This window comes from Cohnella sp. (assembly GCF_041641335.1).
Classification (GTDB): domain Bacteria; phylum Bacillota; class Bacilli; order Paenibacillales; family Paenibacillaceae; genus Cohnella.
In genome coordinates, this window is the sequence record NZ_JBEPYQ010000025.1 from 1 (window position 1) to 20,421 (window position 20,421).

A 20,421-nucleotide genomic window follows, 5' to 3' on the forward strand; every position below is an offset into this window, starting at 1 on the left:
TTCTAAAGTACAAACAGAACGGAGCTTTTCCGCAAGTCAGGCAGCTAAAATCATCGAGGAATAAGAACGGGGTTGTCCCATAAGTAAAAAGAGACGTACCGAACAATTATCGATGAATGGTTGTTTATGGGCATCTATCTCCTTCCGATGCTATACGATCCTGAAATGGGAACGGTAAGCCCGTGAATAGGTGATTTCAGGACCGTATGAGGCAGTCTCCAGGAGATAGATACCCACTTTTTTCATCGATAATTTTGTACGTCCCTACTTATGGGACAGCCCCTTTTCTACTTGCGATGATGGTTACGGCTTCCTGGCTTCTTACGGAAAAGCTCCGCTCAAATTAAGAGTGGAAATCCTGGCCGGACAGCACTTCCTTGACGTGTCCCGCCCGAATGACGAAATCTCCGAAATGTTCGCCTTCATTGCGCTCTTTCGCATATTGCTGGAGCATCGGCGACAGGGAGTCCAAAATTTCCTTCTCCCCGATATTTTCCTTGTACAGCTTGTTCAGACGCTGGCCGGCGAAGCCTCCGCCCAAGTACATGTTGTACTTGCCGGGAGCTTTCCCGATGAACGCGATCTCCGCGAGCGCGGGACGGGCGCAGCCGTTCGGGCAGCCGGTCATGCGGATGACGATATCGTCGTCGCGCAATCCGTTGCTCTCCAGCATAGGCTCGATCTTCTCCAGCAGGTCCGGCAAGTAGCGCTCGGACTCGGCCATCGCCAGACCGCACGTCGGCAAGGCTACGCAGGCCATCGAATTTCTCCGCAGCGCGGAGTAGTGCTTGCCGTCCGTGAGTCCGTACGTCTGGATCAGCGCCTCGATCTTTTTCTTCTTCTGCGTGCTGACGTTGCCGATGATCAGGCTCTGGTTCGGCGTAAGCCGGAAATCTCCGGTATGCACCTGGGCGATCTCCCGCAGCCCAGTCATCAGCGAATAACCTTCTTCGTCTTTGATGCGTCCGTTCTGAATGAACAGCGTAAAGTGCCATTTGCCGTTAATGCCCTTCACCCAGCCGTTGCGGTCGCCGTTGTGGTCGAAATGGTATTCGCGCGCTTCTTCCAGCTTCCAGCCGAGCCGCTTGGTCAGCTCGTCCTTGAACCAGTCGAGGCCGCGATCGTCGATCGTATACTTGAATCTCGCGTGCTTGCGCACGGCGCGATCTCCGTAATCGCGTTGGATCGTCACCGTCTTCTCCGCGACGTCGACGACTTGTTCCGGCTTGCAGAAGCCGATGACGCGCGCCACTTGCGGATACGTCTTCGTATCCCCGTGCGTCATGCCCATGCCGCCGCCGACCGTCACGTTGAAGCCTTGCAGCTTGCCGTTCTCGATGATGGCGATAAAGCCCAGATCCTGAGAAAACACGTCGACGTCGTTCGTCGGAGGAACGGCCAGCCCGATCTTGAACTTCCGCGGCAAGTACACCGGGCCGTAGATCGGCTCCTGCTCCGCGTTCGTGTCGACGACTTTCTCCCCGTCGAGCCAGATTTCGTGATAAGCGTTCGTCTGAGGCTCCAGATGACGGCTGATGCGCGAAGACCATTCGTACACTTCGGAGTGAACTTCCGATTGATACGGGTTCGGCGTCGCCATCACGTTCCGGTTCACGTCGCCGCAGGCTGCCAGCGTCGTCAGCAGCGAAGCGTTGATTTCCTGGATCGTCTTCTTCATGTTCCATTTGATAATGCCGTGGAGCTGCACCGATTGACGGGTCGTCAACCGAATCGAGCCGTTGGCGTATTGCTGCGCGATCCGGTCCATCATGAGCCATTGCTCCGGCGTCACGACGCCTCCGGGAGCGCGAATCCGGAGCATGAACTGGTAAGCCGGTTCCAGCTTCTGCTTCGCCCTCTCGTTGCGCAAGTCGCGGTCATCCTGCATATAGCTGCCGTGAAACTTCATCAGCCGGTTCTCGTCTTCCGGGATGGAGCCCGTAATCCGATCCTCCAGCGCCTCGGCCAGCACGCCGCGCAAATAGTTGCTGCGAACTTTAATATCTTCAACATCGCTGTGCGGAGCGCTGTTCGGGTTCATCAAGTTATTTTCCGACATTCTGTATTCTCCTCTCGCGATCGTCGGGACCGAATTAATAGACGTCCCTCTGATAACGTTTCTGCTGCTGCAACTGAGCCATGTACTCGCCCGCCGCCTCCGGCGTCATGCCGCCTTCTTGCACGAGTATGTCCAACAACGCCCGGTGAACGTCGTGCGCCATCTTTTTCTCGTCCCCGCACACATAGACGTACGCGCCGTCCTGCAGCCACTGGTAGAGTTCCTTGGCGTTCTCCCGCATTCTGTGCTGCACGTACACCTTCTGGTCCGTATCCCGGGAGAAGGCGACGTCCATGCGCGTCAGTACGCCGTCTTTCAGCCAGCGCTGCCATTCGACCTGGTACAGGAAGTCGGTGGCGAAATGCTGATCTCCATAGAAGAGCCACGATCTCCCCGTTGCTCCGGTCTCCTCGCGCTCGCCCAGGAACGCCCGGAACGGAGCGACGCCGGTGCCCGGTCCGATCATGATGATCGGCGCCTCGGGGTTCTGCGGAAGCTTAAAGTTATCGTTCTGCTGTACGAAAACGGGAAGCGGATCGCCGGCCGCGACTCTCTCGGCCAGATGCACCGAGCAGACGCCTTTGCGGGCGCGGGCGCGGGCTTCGTAACGCACCGAACGAACCGTCACGTGAACTTCTCCCGGATAGGCGCTTGGGCTGCTTGCAATGGAATACAAGCGGGCCGGCAGCTTGCGGAGAACCGTCGTGAACTCGCTGGCCGGTACGCCTTTGAGCGGGTAATCCGTCGCCAAGTCGAGCAAATCCCGGTCGGCGATATAAGCGCGGAGCTCCTGCTCCTTGCCTGCTTGCAGCAGGTCGCCCACTCCGCTGCTTGGCGCCAGCTTGGCGATCTGCTCCAGCAGAGGCTTCGTCAGCACCGTAATCTCGTAATGCTTCCGCAGCGCTTCGCCCAGCGGGAGCTTGTCTCCGTTCTTGCCTACCGCGACTTGCTCTGCGGCAGACCAGCCCATCGCTTCGATCAGCTCGGCGACCAGCTCCGGATCGTTCTCCGGATAGATTCCCAAGCTGTCGCCGGGCTCGTATTGCAGATTGGAGCCTTCCAGGGAAATCTCCAAATGCCTCGTCTCCCGGTCGGAGCCGCGTCCGTTCAAGTTCAAATTCTCGAGAACTTCCGCTTGATAAGGATTCGATCTCGTATATTCGGACTCGACCGCGATACCCGAAGCTGCCGCGGACGGAGCCGCAGCGCCGGCCGCAGCGGCGACTGGCGCGCTAAGAGCGGATACGACCTGTCCAATCCACTGCTCGGCCGCCTCGTCGTAGTCCACGTCGCAATCGACGCGATCTACGAGGCGCTTGCCGCCGAGCTCTTCCAGCCGTTTATCGAAATCTTTGCCCGTCTGGCAGAAAAACTCGTAGGATGTATCGCCCAGCGCCAGCACGGAGAACCCGAGCGACTCCAGCTTCGGCGCTCTCTTGCTGTGCAGGAACTCGTGGAAGGCGAGAGCGCTGTCCGGCGGCTCCCCTTCGCCGTGCGTGCTGACCACGATCAGCAGCTGGCTGACGTTCTTCAGCGTATTCGGCTTGAAATCGTTCATCGAAGCCAGCGTAACCTGCAAGCCTTGCTCTTCCAGCTTCTTCGTCAGCTTTTTCGCCAGCTTGCTGCTGTTGCCCGTCTGCGATCCGAAGAGCACGGTCGCTTCCTTCGGCGCTGCCGGAGCGACAGGCGCGCTAACCGCCTCAACTGCAAGAGCCGCCGGGACGCCAGCCGTCGGAGCGGCCAAGGCGGCTCCGGAGGAATAGGCCGATAAATAACCGCTTAACCAGATTCGCTGCGATTCCGTTAAGCGGGGCAATAACCGATTGAGCAGGTCGGCTTGCTCCTGATCGAAAGGACTGTTCGTTACTTGAAGAACCAACGTTATCCACCTCACGCGCGTATGCTAGTCGTTATTCCTAGTATTCATGTTAACTTAATTTATTTTACTTATTGAACCTAACACAGCCAGCGGGACGGGTCAATTAGAATGATCTTATAGCATTAATCAGATAAGCTAATATGCGCGAAAATACGACAACGTCTCCCCAACAAAAAAACAGGCCGAGTGCTCGGTCAGAGCTGCTCGGCCCGCGTGGACTTGAGATCAGAATTGCTTGTTCCGGATAACGACGGTCTTCGCCGCGGCGTCCCATTGAATGTCGAGTCCGCTCTCGTCGGCGAAGAAGCGAACGGGAATGAACATTCTGCCGTTGATCGAAACCGTCTTCGCGTTCAGCTTCAACGCGGCGCTTGCGCCCGAAACGGTTTTCTTGACGGTATCCTTGCCTTCCGCGATCGCGTAGACGGTTCCGTTTTTGGTGAGAAGCGCCTCTCCCGTCTTCTGGTCGTAGCCGACTTGGTAGCCGAGCGCCTTGCCCACGTCGCGAACTGGCAGCAGCACGGCGCCGGACTTCAATTGCGCCGGCACTTCGGTCGGCACCAGCTTTCCGTCGAGCAGCACCGCTAACCCTTGATTCGCGGGCAGCTTCGCCGGAGCGGCGTACTTCTGAAGGATGCGCACTTTGTTGCCGTGCTCGTCCACGATCGCAAGTCTGCCGTCGGCAAGCGCGACGACGTCGGTCGGACGATTGAACTGCGCGAACGAAGTCACTCCGTTGAAGGAGCCGGGCTCGGTCGGAACGCCTGCGATCGTCGTGACTCGGCCGTCTTTCAGCAGCCGAACGACGTGGTTCAAGCTGTCCGCGATGACGATCGCTCCGTCTTCGGTTACGTCCAGTCCTTCGGGAGAATTGAAGCGAGACTCGGCCGCCGCTCCATCGGCGTAATCTCCCTGAACAAAGTAAGCGTTCGGGCCGTCGTAGCTTCCTCCTCCGGCAACGGTGGACACCTGACCGGCAGCAAAATCGACGTATCTGATTCGCTGGTTGCCGCGATCGCTCACGTATAGATTGTCTTTCGCATCGACCGCGAGTCCGCTAGGTTCGTTGAATTTGGCCGACGAGATCGCTCCGTCCAGGAAATCCCCGGCGTCTTCGACCGCTCCCGGCACGTATTCGATCACTCGGGTCGAAGGCGCGTTCAGCGTCGTTACCGTGCCGTTCGGCGCGATTTTGCGTATCAGGTGGTTCAGCGTATCCGCCACATAGACGTTGCCTTTGCTGTCGACGGCGACGTCGGAAGGGCTAAAGAACTTCGCGTCCGCTCCCTTGCCGTCATCGGAACCGAATATGCCGCTGCCAGCCAGCGTCGTTACCGTTCCGTCAGGCGCGATCTTGCGGATCGCGTGATTGCCGCTGTCCGCCACGTAGACGTTGCCTTTCGCATCGACGGCAAGTCCGGCCGGAGAAGCGAACGCGGCGCGATCGGCCGAATCGTCGTTCAAGCCGCCGATCGGGTTGCCCGCCTCGTCCTCGCCGAGCCAGTAGCCCGCATAGAAAGCCGACCTGTCCGCATCCAGCGTCCTTAAGCCGTGGTTGGACGAATCGGCTACAAGCAATTTCCCGTTCGCAAGCGCAACCGCCGACTTCGGATGATAGAACGTCGCTTCGGCGAGCGCTCCATCGCCATGTCCGACTCCCACTTGTCCCGCCCACGTTCTGACTTCGTATAGCTTGGCTGACTTGGTCCAGCCTGGGGCCGCGGCTCCAGCGGACGAAGCAAAAGACAACACAACGGTGAGCGCTAGCGGCGCAGCCAGAGCTTGTTTGATTAATCTTTTCATTCAATTAGTCTCCTCGTAAAAAATGAATTACACCGAGCCTTCCAATTTGGTGATTTCCAATACAAACGTTTGCTGTTCCAACGTGCTCGGATGTGTAATCGTTACGGTAAATTGATTTAATCCCGGTAACAGGAGAAGCTGATACAGTCCTTCGACAAGCTCTAACGGACCGTTGCTTCCGGTGATTTGAACGAACCGATTGTCGGTTCCAAACCGTACGAGCGTTGAAGAAGCAATCATTGTTACAGATAAGGTATTTCCGTTTATCAAGGACTCGATCGGTTCGGTCAAAAATTCGATCAGCTCGATTTGCGGCACGCTGTAATTTTCTAGGACTAGTTCATACTCCTTCGTCGTGTTTTCGATTGTTGTTTTTAGCTGAAACACGTTAATCCCTGAGATTAATTCGAAATTATAGAAATCTTCGTCCTGGTAGATTGGCTCTCCGTTTTTCAAAATGGAAACCGTGGCTGCCTCCTCCGGTACTAGATACAATTGGACCCACGAAGTAGAAAACTGTGCATAATAGCGATTCAAGTTACCAACTTTTTCAGCATACATGCCATAGCCTTCCTCATAAAACTTCCAACTGCTTACTCCAGTCGGAGTACGTACAAAATCAAACCAATAATGGTGCTCATCCCCGTACCCGGTCAGATTCGTTACGGTAATACTAAGACGCGAAATGTCCGTCTCCAGGTCGATCTCAAACTTGCCGTTGCCAAGATTCCGAACGACAGCCTCGCCCATGGATTCGATGCTTGCTATTTTCAGCTTAGATTCGGCAGTAGTTTCAATCGAAATAGTAGGTAGCTCTTCCCCGATAAAAGCTTCCAATGATGTGTAATCTTCTTCATCGCCTCTTAGGTATTCAATGGCTTGGCCGCTGCCGGTTTGCAACAGGAAAGGCTCGAATTCATCGACTTCACTATGACCGTTAATGAGCCATAGCTCCTTCGAGTAGCTTTTGGTCGTTCCGGAATACAGATCCAAGGTCATGCGCAGGAAGCCCTCTGTCAATTCACTGATCGTTTTCGTTCCGCTCTCCGTCCATGTCACGGTAATAATATGAGGTGGTCCTTGGACCGCAATATCTTCGTACGTCAATTCCGCCTTCGTAATGCCCGGCGCCAAATCCAAACTCAGTTCTAATTCGGGAAATGCATAAGAATCTCCATATTCGTTAAGATCAAGGGCATACTTGTCGATCCCCGTCACTTCCCATTCTAATTCATACTCATGCCAGGGAATTCCAACATCCCATCCGAGTAACCCCTCAGGAGTGTCTCTCTTGATTACTTCCAGCGTATATTCCCGAGTGGCACCCTGACTCTCTCCAGAGGCAGTAGGTTGGTTAGGAGATCCGGGAGCCCAGGTTTGGATGATAATACTATTGCTACCTTTGATCAGAGGAACGTTGTACCCCTCTGTTCCTATTTCCTGGTAAATCGCGTAGCAGTAGTCTGATCCTTCGATAATGTTGCATTCCGATTGGGATCTGTATTTTACAGAAACGACTTGTTCCTCAGTTGTCGTGTTGCGTTTAATTATTGCCTTCTGAACGTGGTCCTTCACCGTGAAGGAATAACTGGTCTGCGAGCCATAGTAGTTGAAATTGTGTTCAACTTCCGAAGATGCAATGCTTTTAAAGAACAAGTCAAACGGAGCAATCGCTGTCGGAGTCGGCGTAGGTGTCGGCGTAGACGTAGGCGTAGGAGTCTGACTTCCGCCCCCACCCCCGCCCGTTGTCGGGGACGGAGAGACGCTTGGCGTTGGAGCCCGATTTTTCAACTCTTCCTCGCGCTTCTTGCTTTCTTCCTCGAAGCGTTTCTTCTCCGCTTCGGCCAGCTTTTTGGCATATTCTTCTTTCGCCTTGTTCTTCTTCTCCTCGAGGGCCTTCTGATTGGCTTCTTCCTGCTTTTTCTTGTCATCAGTCAGCTTTTTCATAATTTCGTCGAGCTGACGCTGCAGATCGGCTTCCTTCTGCTTCTTGGCCGCTTCCAGACGGGCTTCCTCTTTCTGCTTAAGAAGCTCCTGCTTGCGCTTTTCGAGCTCCGTCAAGGCTGGCGGAGGCGTGTTGGCGAGATCGATTTTGTTCTTAAGCATCGGATTCGCTTCGTCGATCAGTTTTTGCAGCTCGGCTTGAGCGATTCTTTGAGATTTCAAAGCCTCTTGCAGCACGTTGGCGACAAGGTTGTTCAAATTTGGGGTAATTCGTTTCAAATCGTCGAGCGTGTTCAATCCGATAGCAGGATCGGTCCGACCGTCCTCGAGCTCTTTCTTTTTCTTCTGGATGAACTCCTCATTCTCTTGATCGATCGCGTTTTTGGATTGGAGAATCGCCGCGATAATCGCCGGAGAAGCGTTGTTCAAGAAAGAAGACAGATCTGCCGGAATGACTTCATCCGGGAATTCGTCCGTTTGATTCCGATCGTCGATCGTGATTTGTTGGCCTGGAAAAACGAGAAAGTTGGGAGGCGTCGCATTCGTCCGCTTGTTCGTAGGAACGATCTGACCAACGCCCGACGCGATTATGAATTTGGTGTCTCCCGTCACGGGATTAACGGAGGCAAGCAGATTCGTTCCCCGCACGCCCATGATAGCGGTCGGAGTTTCCAGCGTGAACTCGTCGTTCGCGCTCTTGATCGACTTGACCGTCGACCAGACCGAACCGTTCTGCACGCTGACTTTCGTCACCGTGTTTTTGCCTTCCTTAAGCTTGGAGAACGTCAGGGTCGTATTGGCGGACACCGCCATCTGGTCGTCTTCCGACGAGCCGTTGGCGAACTGGAGCACCGCGGAACCTCCCGCTCCAACCGTCAGAATGTCCCCTTCGTTCAGGCTCATTTTGGCGAACGCCGTAAATTCTTTCGAGCCCCCGGACTTCTTTACTTTTACCGTGCCCTTAAGCTCCTTGACGACGGCGACCCGGGACGATGCCGCGGAGGCCTCTTGGGCCAACACGCCGAGCAAAGGCAATGCCACCAACAGCAAGCCAAGCGCATAAGCGACTAATTTCTTCATTTGAATTGCTCCTCTCCCGTTTGTTCAGTTTTTGTTAAGTTGCAAATCCTATAATGATGTATAAGGCCGTTAGCGACCTTTACTTCTCGTCCTTCAGTCCAAGCAGTTCATAGACCCGAATCGGATGAGACTTGCCCTTAAACATCCGGTCTTCGCCTTCATCGAACAGGAACCAGCGTTTCGTCTGCTCGTAGACTTGCTCGGAGACGTGGACTTGTCCCTTCTTCGTCTGCGATTCGATTCTCGCCGCGATGTTGACGTTGTCGCCGATCGCCGTATAGTCGACCCTCAGATAAGAGCCGATATTGCCTACGACGACGTTACCGGTATGAATGCCGATTCCGACGTTGACTTCGCACTCGTATTTCTCCATGATCTGTTCGCGAATTTGCTTCATGCCTTGCTGAATTTCGTACGCCGTCTGAACGGCCATGCGTTCATGCTCCGCCACGTCGAGGGGCGCGTTGAACAAGATCATCGCGGCATCGCCGATAAACTTATCGATCGTCCCCGAATTGCGCAGCGTCGTCTCCGTAATCATGTTGAACATCGTATTCAGCGTATCGACGAGTTCGGCAGGCGCCAGCTTCTCGGACAGCGGCGTGAATCCGCGAATATCGAGGAACAGTATCGTGATGTGCTTCAAATCCCCGCCCAGCTTGATCTCGATGTCCTGGGCCACGATCTGCTTGACGAGATCCGGAGAAATGTAGCGTCCGAACTGCCGGGTGACGAAGCTTTTTTGCGTGCTGTCCATATAAGACTTAAGAGAAACGTTCGCCAAGTAAGCGAGCAGCATGGCAAGCAGGCCCAGGACGACGTTCGCGTGCAGCGCGGCTGTCTGATAGAGCGCGTACTGTCCGTACAATACGGCTGCTAATACGGTCAAGAACAATAGAATAGAATATATATTTTTCAATCTCCATGGCAGATAGATAAATAGAAGAAACAGAATAAGCGCTAACGTCAGCTCCGCCCAGTTCGGTATGTAAGAGACCTCCGAGCCTTTCAGCAGCTGATTGACAATATTTCCGTGCGCGTACATAAGCTTGAAGTTTTTCTCGATCGGAGATGCGCCCGTATCCTGTCCTCCGTCCCCGGTTAAACCGACCGCCGTAAACCCTACGATGACGATGGAATCCTTGAACAGATCGGGAGGCAGCTCGCCGTTCAGCACGTCTATGAAAGACACCGTGAGAAAATCGTCGGTCGACAGATGATAATCGATCGTCATCGTGTTCTTCGCGACCGGTTCTCCAAATTTCTTCGGATCGGTAAGATCCGCGTACCCGCTCAGATCCGCCCCTGCCATCTCCGCGGCTTTCCAGGCCAGGGAAGGAACGATCTCCCCTTCGGGTCCCTTAATGTTGAGCCAGGTTTGGCGGATGACGCCGTCCTTGGTCACTACGCGATTAATGTGGGCCAATTGGACAAGCTCGGCAAACCGCTCATAAGGCTTAACAATTCCTTGCGCCTGAATATATTCGTCGCGTCTGACGACGGAAGTGCTGAAATGGTCGCCCATAATTCCCGTTACGGGTAAAATGACGTTCGAATAGGAAGCCAGCGCCTCTGCGAACGCCATATCACCGTCCGGATTATCGCTTGCCTCGCCGAATATAATATCGAACGCGATCGCCTTCGGCTCGTTCCCTTCCTGGTTCAAATTCGCCAGGAACGGAGCGTATACCGCCCGATCCCAAGGAAATCTGCCCAGCTCCGCGAGCGACGCATCGTCGATCGCGACCATCACGATACTCGGATCCGGCCGATGGTCCGCCGCAGCCTTCATATCGTAATCAAACAGCAAAATATCGATTTTCTGCAAAGCTCCCGATTGATGGATGAGAATTAATCCGAGCAGAAGAACGACATTAAGCGCGATCGCTATTCTTTTAATTTTCCCTTTCAAACTCCACCCCGCCCGCCTATGTAAAAGATACCAGTTTGCCTCTATTATACCTTAGGTAAAAGGCTTTATGTTGCTTTTTGTCTAAAAAGTGACTTTCATGACGCCAGTCATAGATTGCATGACAAAGAGAGCTCTCATCTGGGTCCGTGGTCCCAGTCAAGAGCTCTCTGCGCGCTTCAGTTATTACATATTAAACGGTGAGTCCGCGATTTTGATCGAATCCGTCGGGCATCCGTCGGATGCATCTTGCAGATCGTCGTAAAGATCTTCCGGAATTGCGGTGTTTCCGTGGTTGCCATCGTTGGCGTAGATCACCTCGGCAAGGCCTTCATCGTCGTAATCGTAAATGTCCGGCGCCGTCGCTCCGCAAGCGCCGCAAGCGATGCATGTGTCTTTGTCTACGTAGGTAAACTTAGCCATGTGATAACCTCCTATTTTCAATCAGTGTTGCGTACGAAAGTAGTCCCGCTAATGTTCAATATAATACAAAACCTGGCCAAGATCAAACGAAAATACAGATTGTCTCGCCCGGAGTTCCGCTTTATCCCGGCCTTGCTCAATCGTCGGAACGTTCCCGCAAAAAATCTTTTTGCAGGGATGTCCCCCTCAGCTTCTTATTGCGAATAAGCGTCGACGGATCGTCTCCCAGCATTCCCGCGGTGAGCACCGCTCCCTCGCCGAATTTGTCTCTGAGCGTATCCATGGCGGTCAGCAACCTCATCTTCTTGGGCTCCTCCTCGTAAGTGAACAGATCGAGCTGGAGCGGCGTATCCTTTTTCGGAGACAAGCTTTGCAGCGTAATTCCGAGCAGCCTGACCGGCTTGCCCTCCTTCCAATGCGCGTCCATCAGCTTGCAGGCCAACTCGTATACGTCGCCGGCCGTCTCCGTCGGCACGGTCAGCGTAAGCGAACGCGTAATCGTACGCATATCCGGGTCCCGAATCGTAATCTGCACGGTCTGGCACACCATCCGCTGACGCCGGAGCCTCCGGGTCGTCTGATCCGCCAGATTAAGCAGCACTCTGCGATACTGGTCGCGCTCGGTCAGATCCGCCGGAAGCGTCGTCGTATGGCCGATCGACTTGGGCGCTTCGTGAAGCGGCTGGACCGGCGACTCGTCGAGGCCGTTAGCCGCGTTTTTCATCCATGTGCCGTATACGCCGAATCGGTCCACCAGCATCTTCTCGTCGGCGCCGGCGAGCTCCCCGATCGTGCGAATGTTGAGCTTCAATAGTTTATCCGCCGTGCGGGAGCCGACGCCGTACAGCGTCTGACAAGGTCTATTCCACAGGAGCGACGGCATATCGCGCCTCCGCAAGATCGTTATCGCGCTGGGCTTGCGCATATCGGATGCCATCTTGGCCAGCAGCTTGTTCGGGGCTATCCCGATTGAGCAAGGGAGAGAAAGCTCCCCCTGCACTCTCCGGGCGATCGTCTCGGCAATTTCCATCGGCGTGCCGAATTGCGAGCTGCCGGTAATGTCCAAGAAGCATTCGTCGATCGATACGGCCTCCACCAGGGGCGTAAAACTGCCCGCGATGCGCATGAAGCCGCGGCTGTATTTCCGGTATAGATCGAAATCCGGAGAGATGACCATCAGGTCCGGGCAGGCGCTGAGCGCCTGCCGAACGGTCATTCCCGTCCGAACGCCCCGCGCCCGGGCTTCGTAGGAACTGGTGACGACGATCCCTTTGCGCAGCTCGACGCTGCCGGCGACCGCGGTCGGTTTTCCTCTGTAAAGACTCGGCTCTTCGGCGGCATGAACAGAGCAGTAAAACGCGTTCATGTCGATATGCAGAATGATCCGCCCCTTGCCCTCGTTTGCGCTCACATCCATCCCTCCTGTCCGTTTCCTTATTATACAAAGGATCCGAACATGGCCGCAACGAACCGCGCTCTCTACATTTAATGCCAACCATGGTATAATAGTTTCACCTGTTTTTACTTTTAAGGAGGCTTTCCGGTAACGCATGTCTACTCCACTTTGTATTTTCGATACGACTTTGCGCGACGGCACGCAAGGCGAAGGGATCAGCCTAACCGCCGAGGACAAGGTAAAAATCGCCCTGAAGCTCGACGCACTGGGCGTCCATTATATCGAAGGCGGCAACCCCGGCAGCAACAGCAAGGATATCGAGTTTTTTCGTCGCGTCCGCGAGTTGAAGCTGCAAGCAAAGTTAACGGCATTCGGCAGCACCCGCAGGAAGCTCAGCTCTTGCGAGCAGGACGTCAACTTGAAGCATCTGACGGAATCCGGGGCGCAGGCGGCGACGCTGGTCGGCAAGACGTGGGACTTCCACGTTCACACCGCCCTGCAGACGACGCTGGAAGAAAACCTGGCGATGATCTACGAATCGCTCGCTTACGTGAAGCGCAGCGGGATGGAAGCGCTGTTCGACGCCGAGCACTTCTTCGACGGCTACAAGGCGAATCCGGATTACGCCTTGTCCGCCCTGGCCAAGGCCAAAGAAGCCGGAGCAGCCTGGATCGTCCTCTGCGATACGAACGGAGGCACTCTGCCGAACGAGATCCGCGAGATCGTCTCCCGGGTCGCGTCGGTTATCGACGCTCCTATCGGCATCCATACGCATAACGATTGCGAGCTTGCCGTAGCGAATACGCTGGCGGCGATTACGGCCGGCGCGCGCCAAATTCAAGGAACGATCAACGGATACGGCGAACGCTGCGGCAACGCCAACCTCTGCTCGATCATCCCGACCTTGCAGCTTAAGATGGGCTATGAATGCGTCAGCGACGAGCAGCTTAAGTCGCTTACCGGAGTAGCGCGGTACGTGAGCGAGATCGCCAACGTCATCATGCCGGTTAATCAACCGTACGTCGGCAACGCGGCATTCGCGCACAAGGGCGGAATCCACGTCTCCGCGATCATGAAGGACTCGAAAACGTACGAGCATATCCAGCCCCACCTCGTCGGCAACAAGCAGCGGGTTCTCGTGTCCGAGCTTGCGGGCCAGAGCAACATTTTGTCCAAAGCTCAGGAACTGGGACTCGACGTCAATCCGGAAGGCATGAAGTCCCGCGACGTCATCGACCGGATCAAGGAGCTGGAGCATCAAGGCTACCAATTCGAAGGAGCGGACGCCTCCCTCGAACTGCTGCTCAGAGACGCCTACGGCGATGCCGTGCAAATTTTCTCCGTCGATTCTTTCAAGATCACGGTCGGGAGAAATGCAGGCCAAATGACGACCGAGGCGGTCGTAAAAGTCAATGTAGCCGGAGAGCAAGTGTATACGGTAGCGGAGGGCAACGGTCCGGTCAATGCGCTCGACAATGCGCTTCGCAAAGCGCTCGTGCAGTTTTATCCGGGTATCCGCGACATTCACCTGTCCGATTACAAGGTGCGCGTACTGGACGAGAAAGACGCCACGGCGGCGAAGGTTCGCGTGCTTATCGAGTCCACGAACTTCAAGGATACATGGAGTACGGTAGGCGTGTCCTCCAACGTGATCGAGGCCAGCTGGGAAGCGCTTGTCGACAGTATCCGCTACGCCCTGATCGGCATGGACAAGGATTCCGTCGCCGCCTCCGAGCTGGTACAGACGAACGGACTGGTCAATCATTGACGAGAGAGGCTTCGGCCTCTCTTTTTGCTTTTGCCGGGACAAGTCGCTATTTCTCGCAGTAACCTCATTGAGCCTTCCATGATTCTTTTCCCCGGAAGCGTGACGATCCATTCCGAGCTACAAACCTCTCTTCACTCCTTCACACAGAAGGCGAATAGAACACCTCAGCATGCATATGCCGAATTCTGTGCCAGTCTCCAGGATTCGTCGTGTCTGGTGTGCGATGTTCAAGAATCGCCTGATAGAGGGCTGTTTTTTCTTCCAAGTGGGCAACGTGTCGTTTGGCTTCTTCAAGCTTGGCTAGCGCCGTCTTCTTATGCTCCTTCATGAGTGCGCTTCGTTGCGGCAGGGTTGATTCTCCTTTGAGGCAGAGGTCGATATACGTTTTAATTGCCTCAACCGGCATTCCGGATTGTTTAAGGCATTTGACGCCATGCAGCCAATTAATCGATTCTTCATCGAACATCCTGGTATTATTATGATTGCGCTGTACGCTGGGCACCAATCCTTTGTCCGTGTAAAAACGCACGGCGTGCTCGGTGAGTCCCGTGATCAAGGCTGCTTCTTTAACTGTATGCATGAGTATCCTCCCTTAAAAAAGAGATCTAAAGACGGCTTGCCTTCGTGTTACACGAAGGAAGTAAGCTAATTATAGTGCAAATCAGCCATAAGCGAAATCCCCGATGCGGTACGTATATGAGGATTACAAAGGCTGTTTGCCGATATCATTTGAACAATGGGAGGAATTACCATGCAAACTGTAACATTGAACAACGGTGTGAAAATGCCCATCATCGGCTTCGGTGTTTATCAAATTCCCGATGCAGATGAATGCGAGCATGCGGTATATGAAGCGCTGATGGCAGGTTACCGCCTGATCGATACCGCAGCCGGTTACTTGAACGAAGAAGCGGTCGGGCGTGCAATAAAACGCAGCGGCCTATCGCGCGAAGAACTGTTCATCACGACTAAGCTTTGGATTCAGGACGCCGGCTACGAAAGTGCCAAGCTGGCATTCTCCAAGTCACTGAAGAAGTTACAGCTCGACTATCTCGATCTGTACCTGATTCACCAGCCTTTCGGCGATTATTACGGCGCTTGGCGTGCGATGGAGGAACTGTACCGCGAAGGCAGAATCAAGGCAATTGGTGTCAGCAATTTCCTGCCGGACCGTCTGATGGACCTCATTGTGCATAACGAAATTGTGCCCGCCGTCAACCAGGTAGAAACGCACCCTTTCTACCAGCAGATTGAGAGCGCGGCTTTTATGAAAGAGCAGGGTGTGCAGCATCAGTCGTGGGCGCCGTTCGCTGAAGGATTGGGCAATATGTTCAGTAACGAAGTGCTTGATGCGATCGGCAAGAAATATAGCAAATCTGTCGCTCAAGTCATCCTGCGTTGGCTTGTTCAGCGGAATATCGTTGTTATTCCAAAATCGGTGCGTAAGGAGCGGATCATCGAAAATATAGACATTTTCGATTTTGAGTTGAGTCCGGAGGATATGAAACTAATTTCTGATCTTGATACGGGGAAAACTCATTTCTTATCCTACCATGATCCGAAGTTCGCCAAGATGTTGGGCACCTTGAGAGTCGATCTTTAGCCTTAGTCAAACCGAAAACGTTATTGCAGAATGCATCGCATACAAAAGGGATTCCCGCTTCCCGATCGGCTTGTTCGATCTTCGCGGAAATCCCTTTGCGCGCTTGCATCCCCTGAAACGCTCTCAACCTGTCCGCATGGCCCGCCTAGGACACGAGCACATCCTTAAGCAGCTTATCCCATTCCTTGCGGTCGATAATGCCTTCGATCCGGTGGCGTATGACGCCGTCCCTGTCGATAATAAAGCTGACCGGATACCCCGTTATTTTGTACAGATCTCCGGCCACTCCTTCCGCGTCGGTCAAGACGGGAAACACGAAGCCCTGCTCCTTCACGAAGTCTTTGGCCGCTCTTACCCGATCGTAATTGGTCGCGTTAATCGCGTACAGATCCAATTGCGCCTGATGGTCTTCATAAATTTCCTTCAGATCCGGCGCTTCCACTTCGCAAGGACCGCACCAAGCCGCCCAGAAGTTGATGATCAGCGCCTTATCCCGCTTGCCCCCTACGCTGTAGGAGCCCGTTCCGTCCAGCTCGTTCAAGCTGAATTCCGGCGCGAAGTGATTCGCCTTCGGCGCGGGCTTGGCGGGAATGTCGCCGAGCGCCCGACCCGACGCTTCCGCGGGCTGGCCCGAGGAGGCGCTCTTGCCGCTTCCGTCCCATATCCAAACGCCGGCTACGGCGATAACCGCTATGAGCAAAATAACCAGATTTCTCTTCAAGGATCTCACTCTTTCAAGTTAAGATGTTTCCTCTATCTTACCCCATTTCCCAATCCCATTCCATGCGGTACCCGTGTCGGATTCATGAACTTAAGCAGTCGGAAGGTTGCGCGCGGCGCATACCGTCCCGGCCCCCAGGGAAACTTAAAGGGCATCTGCGGCCATCGCGACAAGCCGACTTAAGGAGGTGCAGAAGTGTCCGCGACCACGAAATCCCGACGCAAGCTGTCCGTCACGTTCACAAGCGACCTCGACGCCGAAGACGATCGCCCAGCGACCTCATCGACATCAGCCAAGCCCGACCGTCCCAAGAGTAAATCGCTGGAGTACGTCGCCCTGTCCACCGTCCCCCTTGTGCTCGTGCTCGGCAATTCTATGCTCGTCCCGATTCTGCCGACGCTTCGCCAAGAGCTCGGCATCTCCCAATTCCAGACCAGCTTGGTCATCAGTTTGTTTTCCTTCGCGGCGGCGCTCATTATTCCAGTCGCCGGCTATTTGTCCGATCGATTCAGCCGCAAAGCCGTCATCGTTCCTTCTCTTATCGTTTACGGAAGCGCCGGCGTGCTGGCGGGCTTCGGAGCGATCTGGGATTCTTACGGCGTGCTCATCGCCGCCAGAGCGCTTCAAGGCATCGGCGCCGCCGGCACCGCGCCCATCGCCATGGCGCTCGTAGGCGACTTGTACAAGGACGGCGAGGAAAGCCGGGCGCTCGGACTAATTGAAGCCTCTAACGGAACAGGGAAAGTGGTCAGCCCCATTCTCGGTTCTCTGCTTGCGCTCATCGTCTGGTATGCCGCCTTTTTCGCGTTTCCCGTCTTCTGCCTCCTCTCCCTGCTCGGCGTTCTTTTTCTGATCAAGGAACCGAAGCGGCAGAACGAACCGAAACCGATCTCCCAGTACCTCCGCTCCGTCCGACAGATTTTCGCCGACCGAGGCCGCTGGCTGATTTCTTCCTTTTTCGCGGGATCGCTTGCGCTGTTTATTTTGTTCGGGGTGCTTTTTTTCTTGTCGGACATTCTGGAGAAGCCTCCCTATTCGATCGAGGGCGTTCGCAAAGGACTCGTTCTCGCTATCCCCCTGTTCGGAATGGTGACGACCGCCTACGCGACGGGCGCCGTCATTCGCAAGAACGGCGTGCTCATCCGTCTGTTGATGAATATAGGACTCGCCATGATGACGGCCTCCTTGGCGCTGGCCATCTGGTTCAATGCGAATCTGTATGTGTTCATCGGGCTGCTCACCGTCAGCAGCATCGGCACCGGACTGCTTCTTCCTTGCCTGAATACGATGATTACGGGGGCGGTGGACAAAGCGGAGCGAGGCATGATCACATCGCTTTACAGCAGCTTGCGGTTTTTCGGAGTCGCCGTCGGTCCCCCGCTGTTCGGCTGGTTGATGGCCAAGTCGCACACGATCGTGTTCGTCACGGTATCTGCGCTGGCTCTGGCCGCGCTGGCGCTCGTCTTCTTCCTGGTCAAACCCGGCAAGCAGGTGCAATGAACGGGGATTGCCACTTCCGCCATGATCGCTCATACTCGATGGTGGAGGGGAAGACGAATGAAAGCCAGAATAGACGTCGGGTTAGAAAATGAACTCGTGCATACGGCGCGCAGCCGCCTGCCCTTCGAATCGTGCGGAGTGATCTTGGGGACGGTAACGGGCGGGGTTATCGAAGCAAGCGGGTTTCGTCTCATTCGCAACGCTGCGGGCCGTCCGGCAACGCAGTTTTCTTTTCACCCCAAGGATTGGATCGAAATCTTCTTCGAAGTGCAAAAAAACCAACGCGAAATCGTCGGTTTGTTTCACAGCCATCCGTCCGGAACGGTCGTCCCCAGCGAGAGCGATCTCGCAGGATTCGTTCCTTGGATGACGTATTGGATTGTCGGGCTGACCGAGGCCGGTCATGAGATCGGAGTGTACGCGCCGAAACCGGAAACTCGCTGGAGCCGACTCCCCCTCGAGATCGTCAGTGACGGCTCAAGTAGGCGTACAGCTCCCCCAGCGTCATCACTTGCCGATCCAGAATCTGTTTGAGAAACTTGAAGTAAAGCTTGGCGGTCATCATCGAATCGTGCAGCGCATGGTGCCGCTCCGTCACCTCGACGCCGTACCGGTCCAGCACTTCGTCCAGCCCGTAATGGATCGCCTTCGGCTCCAGCCATTTGGCGATCATCATCGTATCGAGAATCCGGTGCGTCAGGTTGACTTTCGACGTCCGCCAGAGCGCGCTGTTAAGAAACTGCTTGTCGTGACCGCTGCCGTGCGCGATGAGCACCCTTTTGCCAATAAAGTCCATAAAGTCGTGCAGCACCTGCATCAAATCCGGAGCGTTCTCCGCCATCTCGTTCGTGATTCCGGTCAGCTCCGTAATGTGACGCGGAATTTTGCGCTTCGGATTGACCAACTGATAGAACGGTTCGGTTTCCTCGAAGCTTCCTCCGCGAATAATGACTCCGCCGATCGACAAGATTTCATCGCCGTTGTATGGGTAGAATCCGGTCGTCTCCAAGTCGAACACGACCGCATCCATTTCGGACAGCTGCATTTCGAGCGCGCTTTCCTTGCGTTGCTCCCTGGACATCGAGCGGATGAAGGCCATCTGCTGCGCGTTGGCCGAACCGAACATCGACGCGATCGCCGGAGTCAGTCCGCCCATCTTGTACAGGTTCCACATTCGTCCTCTCGAATTCGTATCCTTGGGATCTTTCACCGCTTTCACCTCCCGCCAAACCGGTACTGCAGCTCCTTCTGCACCTTGCGCTGAATTTTGTTGCCCGTCTTCAGCGCCTTCTTCAGAGGAGCGATCATCTCCTTGGTCAGCTTGCTCGCCGGAAGCTTGCCCGTGCCGACCAGGTGCCCGTCCTCGACGGCCACCGACGTGAACATTCTCAACTTCAAGAACAGACCGAAAGCTTCCTTGGCCTCCATCGCCTCTTCCATGTCCAGCAGGTCTTCTTCCCGAAGCGCGTCGATTCGCCGCAAGGTGCTCGTCTCGCGAATGCCGGCGCGCATGGCCAGCAGCCGGAAGGCGTTCACCATCGGAATATAGGCTCCGTATTTAATGTCCAGGCTTCCCGCGTTTTCCCCGTATCTCTCCGTCAGCAATTGACCGAATACGCCGATCAGAACTTTGTGCCGCAGCGTATTCTCGAGCATTCTGCGTTCGATCACCGGATGACCGAGCAGATCGCCGAAATAGCGGCTGCGCAGCCGATCCGCCAAGCTCGCGTCTCCCCATATCGTCCGCGCGTCGGCCGCGATGAGCAAGTAACGAACATTCTCCCAGCTTGGCTCGGCGAACCAGCTCGCAATTCTCGCCGCCCATTCCGTCAGAGACATGCACCATGCCGGATTGGATGCGATCACGTTGCCTTCGCAAGGGGGATAGCCGATCGCGATCAGATGCTCGACCGCCGTTTCGGCCAATTTCAGAAAATAAATCCGGTTGCGTTCCTCTTCCGCCTCGTTTGTCGCATCCGCGTACACAAGGCCGCTGTCCTGATCGCTATGCATCGTCTGCTCGAACCGACCGCCGCTGCCATAAAGCATATACGCATAAGGCACGGGAGGAGCGCCAAGCCCCGACCGTGCCAAATCGTTTTCCGCCAGCATAAGCACTCGGGCAATCAACGCATCGTGAAGTTCGTTCAGCGTTACGATCGCCTCGTCGGAGGGAGAGGAAGCCAGCTCATCCTCGAGCAGACGCTGCTCCCTCTCCCTTGCCGACTTCAGTTGGTCGAGATTGTCGGCGCAGGCGATGTCTAGCCACCGCTTTTCCCCGATGGGATTGTGCATGCGGTCTATACCCTCCTGTGATTGCGCCGGCGGACAATCTG

General features: G+C 55.1%; 15 protein-coding genes. 4 read left to right on the forward strand and 11 right to left on the reverse strand.

The annotated features are described in order from the left end of the window. Window positions 1-343 precede the first annotated feature (343 nt). The 7 genes from cysI to ACESLM_RS10395 all read right to left on the reverse strand — a co-directional run bounded on the left by cysI (window position 344) and on the right by ACESLM_RS10395 (window position 12,514). On the reverse strand, window positions 344-2,059 hold the full coding sequence (gene cysI / locus ACESLM_RS10365; RefSeq protein ID WP_372631494.1) for an assimilatory sulfite reductase (NADPH) hemoprotein subunit: 1,716 nt from the start codon (window positions 2,057-2,059) through the stop codon (window positions 344-346). A gap of 34 nt (window positions 2,060-2,093) precedes the next feature. Beyond that, a complete protein-coding gene (locus ACESLM_RS10370; protein WP_372631495.1) occupies window positions 2,094-3,938 on the reverse strand; it encodes an assimilatory sulfite reductase (NADPH) flavoprotein subunit in 1,845 nt (614 codons plus the stop codon). Window positions 3,939-4,163: 225 nt separating this feature from the next. Continuing rightward, window positions 4,164-5,741, reverse strand: a complete 1,578-nt coding sequence (locus ACESLM_RS10375) for a stalk domain-containing protein (protein ID WP_372631496.1) — start codon at window positions 5,739-5,741, stop codon at window positions 4,164-4,166. Window positions 5,742-5,768: 27 nt separating this feature from the next. Then, a complete protein-coding gene (locus ACESLM_RS10380; RefSeq protein ID WP_372631497.1) occupies window positions 5,769-8,765 on the reverse strand; it encodes a FecR domain-containing protein in 2,997 nt (998 codons plus the stop codon). A 79-nt stretch (window positions 8,766-8,844) separates the two neighbouring features. Then, on the reverse strand, window positions 8,845-10,677 hold the full coding sequence (locus ACESLM_RS10385) for a CHASE2 domain-containing protein (protein WP_372631498.1): 1,833 nt from the start codon (window positions 10,675-10,677) through the stop codon (window positions 8,845-8,847). Between the two features lie 183 nt (window positions 10,678-10,860). Further along, window positions 10,861-11,097, reverse strand: coding sequence for a ferredoxin (locus ACESLM_RS10390; protein WP_372631499.1), 237 nt, complete (start codon window positions 11,095-11,097; stop codon window positions 10,861-10,863). 136 nt (window positions 11,098-11,233) lie between these two features. Then, the gene (locus tag ACESLM_RS10395; protein ID WP_372631500.1) at window positions 11,234-12,514 is read right to left on the reverse strand and encodes a DNA polymerase IV; all 1,281 of its coding nucleotides are present in this window, start codon (window positions 12,512-12,514) and stop codon (window positions 11,234-11,236) included. Between the two features lie 133 nt (window positions 12,515-12,647). Between ACESLM_RS10395 and cimA the strand changes: the two genes are divergently transcribed. Continuing rightward, entirely contained in the window at window positions 12,648-14,261 is a 1,614-nt protein-coding gene (gene cimA / locus ACESLM_RS10400; protein ID WP_372631501.1) for a citramalate synthase, read from the forward strand. 139 nt (window positions 14,262-14,400) lie between these two features. Here cimA and ACESLM_RS10405 read toward each other — a convergent pair whose 3' ends face one another. Continuing rightward, on the reverse strand, window positions 14,401-14,841 hold the full coding sequence (locus ACESLM_RS10405; protein WP_372631502.1) for a MerR family transcriptional regulator: 441 nt from the start codon (window positions 14,839-14,841) through the stop codon (window positions 14,401-14,403). A gap of 171 nt (window positions 14,842-15,012) precedes the next feature. On the opposite strand from ACESLM_RS10405, the gene ACESLM_RS10410 reads away from it, so the two are divergent. Then, window positions 15,013-15,864, forward strand: a complete 852-nt coding sequence (locus tag ACESLM_RS10410; protein ID WP_372631503.1) for an aldo/keto reductase — start codon at window positions 15,013-15,015, stop codon at window positions 15,862-15,864. Between the two features lie 145 nt (window positions 15,865-16,009). Here the strand turns inward: ACESLM_RS10410 and ACESLM_RS10415 are convergent, their stop codons facing one another. Further along, window positions 16,010-16,585 carry a TlpA family protein disulfide reductase gene (locus ACESLM_RS10415; protein ID WP_372631504.1) on the reverse strand — a complete coding sequence of 192 codons (576 nt, stop codon included), beginning with the start codon at window positions 16,583-16,585 and terminating at the stop codon, window positions 16,010-16,012. A gap of 195 nt (window positions 16,586-16,780) precedes the next feature. On the opposite strand from ACESLM_RS10415, the gene ACESLM_RS10420 reads away from it, so the two are divergent. Together ACESLM_RS10420 and ACESLM_RS10425 are read left to right on the forward strand one after the other, a co-directional pair. Further along, window positions 16,781-18,085 carry an MFS transporter gene (locus tag ACESLM_RS10420; protein ID WP_372631505.1) on the forward strand — a complete coding sequence of 435 codons (1,305 nt, stop codon included), beginning with the start codon at window positions 16,781-16,783 and terminating at the stop codon, window positions 18,083-18,085. Window positions 18,086-18,142: 57 nt separating this feature from the next. Continuing rightward, entirely contained in the window at window positions 18,143-18,619 is a 477-nt protein-coding gene (locus ACESLM_RS10425) for a M67 family metallopeptidase (protein ID WP_372631506.1), read from the forward strand. On the opposite strand, the gene ACESLM_RS10430 is transcribed toward ACESLM_RS10425, so the two are convergent. Together ACESLM_RS10430 and ACESLM_RS10435 are read right to left on the reverse strand one after the other, a co-directional pair. After that, on the reverse strand, window positions 18,552-19,259 hold the full coding sequence (locus ACESLM_RS10430; protein ID WP_233162707.1) for an exonuclease domain-containing protein: 708 nt from the start codon (window positions 19,257-19,259) through the stop codon (window positions 18,552-18,554). The two genes, ACESLM_RS10425 and ACESLM_RS10430, sit on opposite strands and share 68 nt — an antisense overlap. Window positions 19,260-19,300: 41 nt before the next feature. Continuing rightward, entirely contained in the window at window positions 19,301-20,380 is a 1,080-nt protein-coding gene (locus ACESLM_RS10435) for a DUF294 nucleotidyltransferase-like domain-containing protein (protein ID WP_372631507.1), read from the reverse strand. Between the last annotated feature and the right edge of the window lie 41 nt (window positions 20,381-20,421).

What these genes read in the sequence shown, in the direction of transcription:
- ACESLM_RS10435 (WP_372631507.1), bottom strand. Translation starts at nt 20,380, where the DNA reads ATGCACAATCCCATCGGGGAAAAGCGGTGGCTAGACATCGCCTGCGCC.
- ACESLM_RS10410 (WP_372631503.1), top strand. Translation starts at nt 15,013, where the DNA reads ATGCAAACTGTAACATTGAACAACGGTGTGAAAATGCCCATCATCGGC.
- ACESLM_RS10380 (WP_372631497.1), bottom strand. Translation starts at nt 8,765, where the DNA reads ATGAAGAAATTAGTCGCTTATGCGCTTGGCTTGCTGTTGGTGGCATTG.
- ACESLM_RS10430 (WP_233162707.1), bottom strand. Translation starts at nt 19,259, where the DNA reads ATGTGGAACCTGTACAAGATGGGCGGACTGACTCCGGCGATCGCGTCG.
- ACESLM_RS10395 (WP_372631500.1), bottom strand. Translation starts at nt 12,514, where the DNA reads ATGGATGTGAGCGCAAACGAGGGCAAGGGGCGGATCATTCTGCATATC.
- ACESLM_RS10375 (WP_372631496.1), bottom strand. Translation starts at nt 5,741, where the DNA reads ATGAAAAGATTAATCAAACAAGCTCTGGCTGCGCCGCTAGCGCTCACC.
- ACESLM_RS10425 (WP_372631506.1), top strand. Translation starts at nt 18,143, where the DNA reads ATGAAAGCCAGAATAGACGTCGGGTTAGAAAATGAACTCGTGCATACG.
- cysI (WP_372631494.1), bottom strand. Translation starts at nt 2,059, where the DNA reads ATGTCGGAAAATAACTTGATGAACCCGAACAGCGCTCCGCACAGCGAT.
- ACESLM_RS10390 (WP_372631499.1), bottom strand. Translation starts at nt 11,097, where the DNA reads ATGGCTAAGTTTACCTACGTAGACAAAGACACATGCATCGCTTGCGGC.
- cimA (WP_372631501.1), top strand. Translation starts at nt 12,648, where the DNA reads ATGTCTACTCCACTTTGTATTTTCGATACGACTTTGCGCGACGGCACG.
- ACESLM_RS10405 (WP_372631502.1), bottom strand. Translation starts at nt 14,841, where the DNA reads ATGCATACAGTTAAAGAAGCAGCCTTGATCACGGGACTCACCGAGCAC.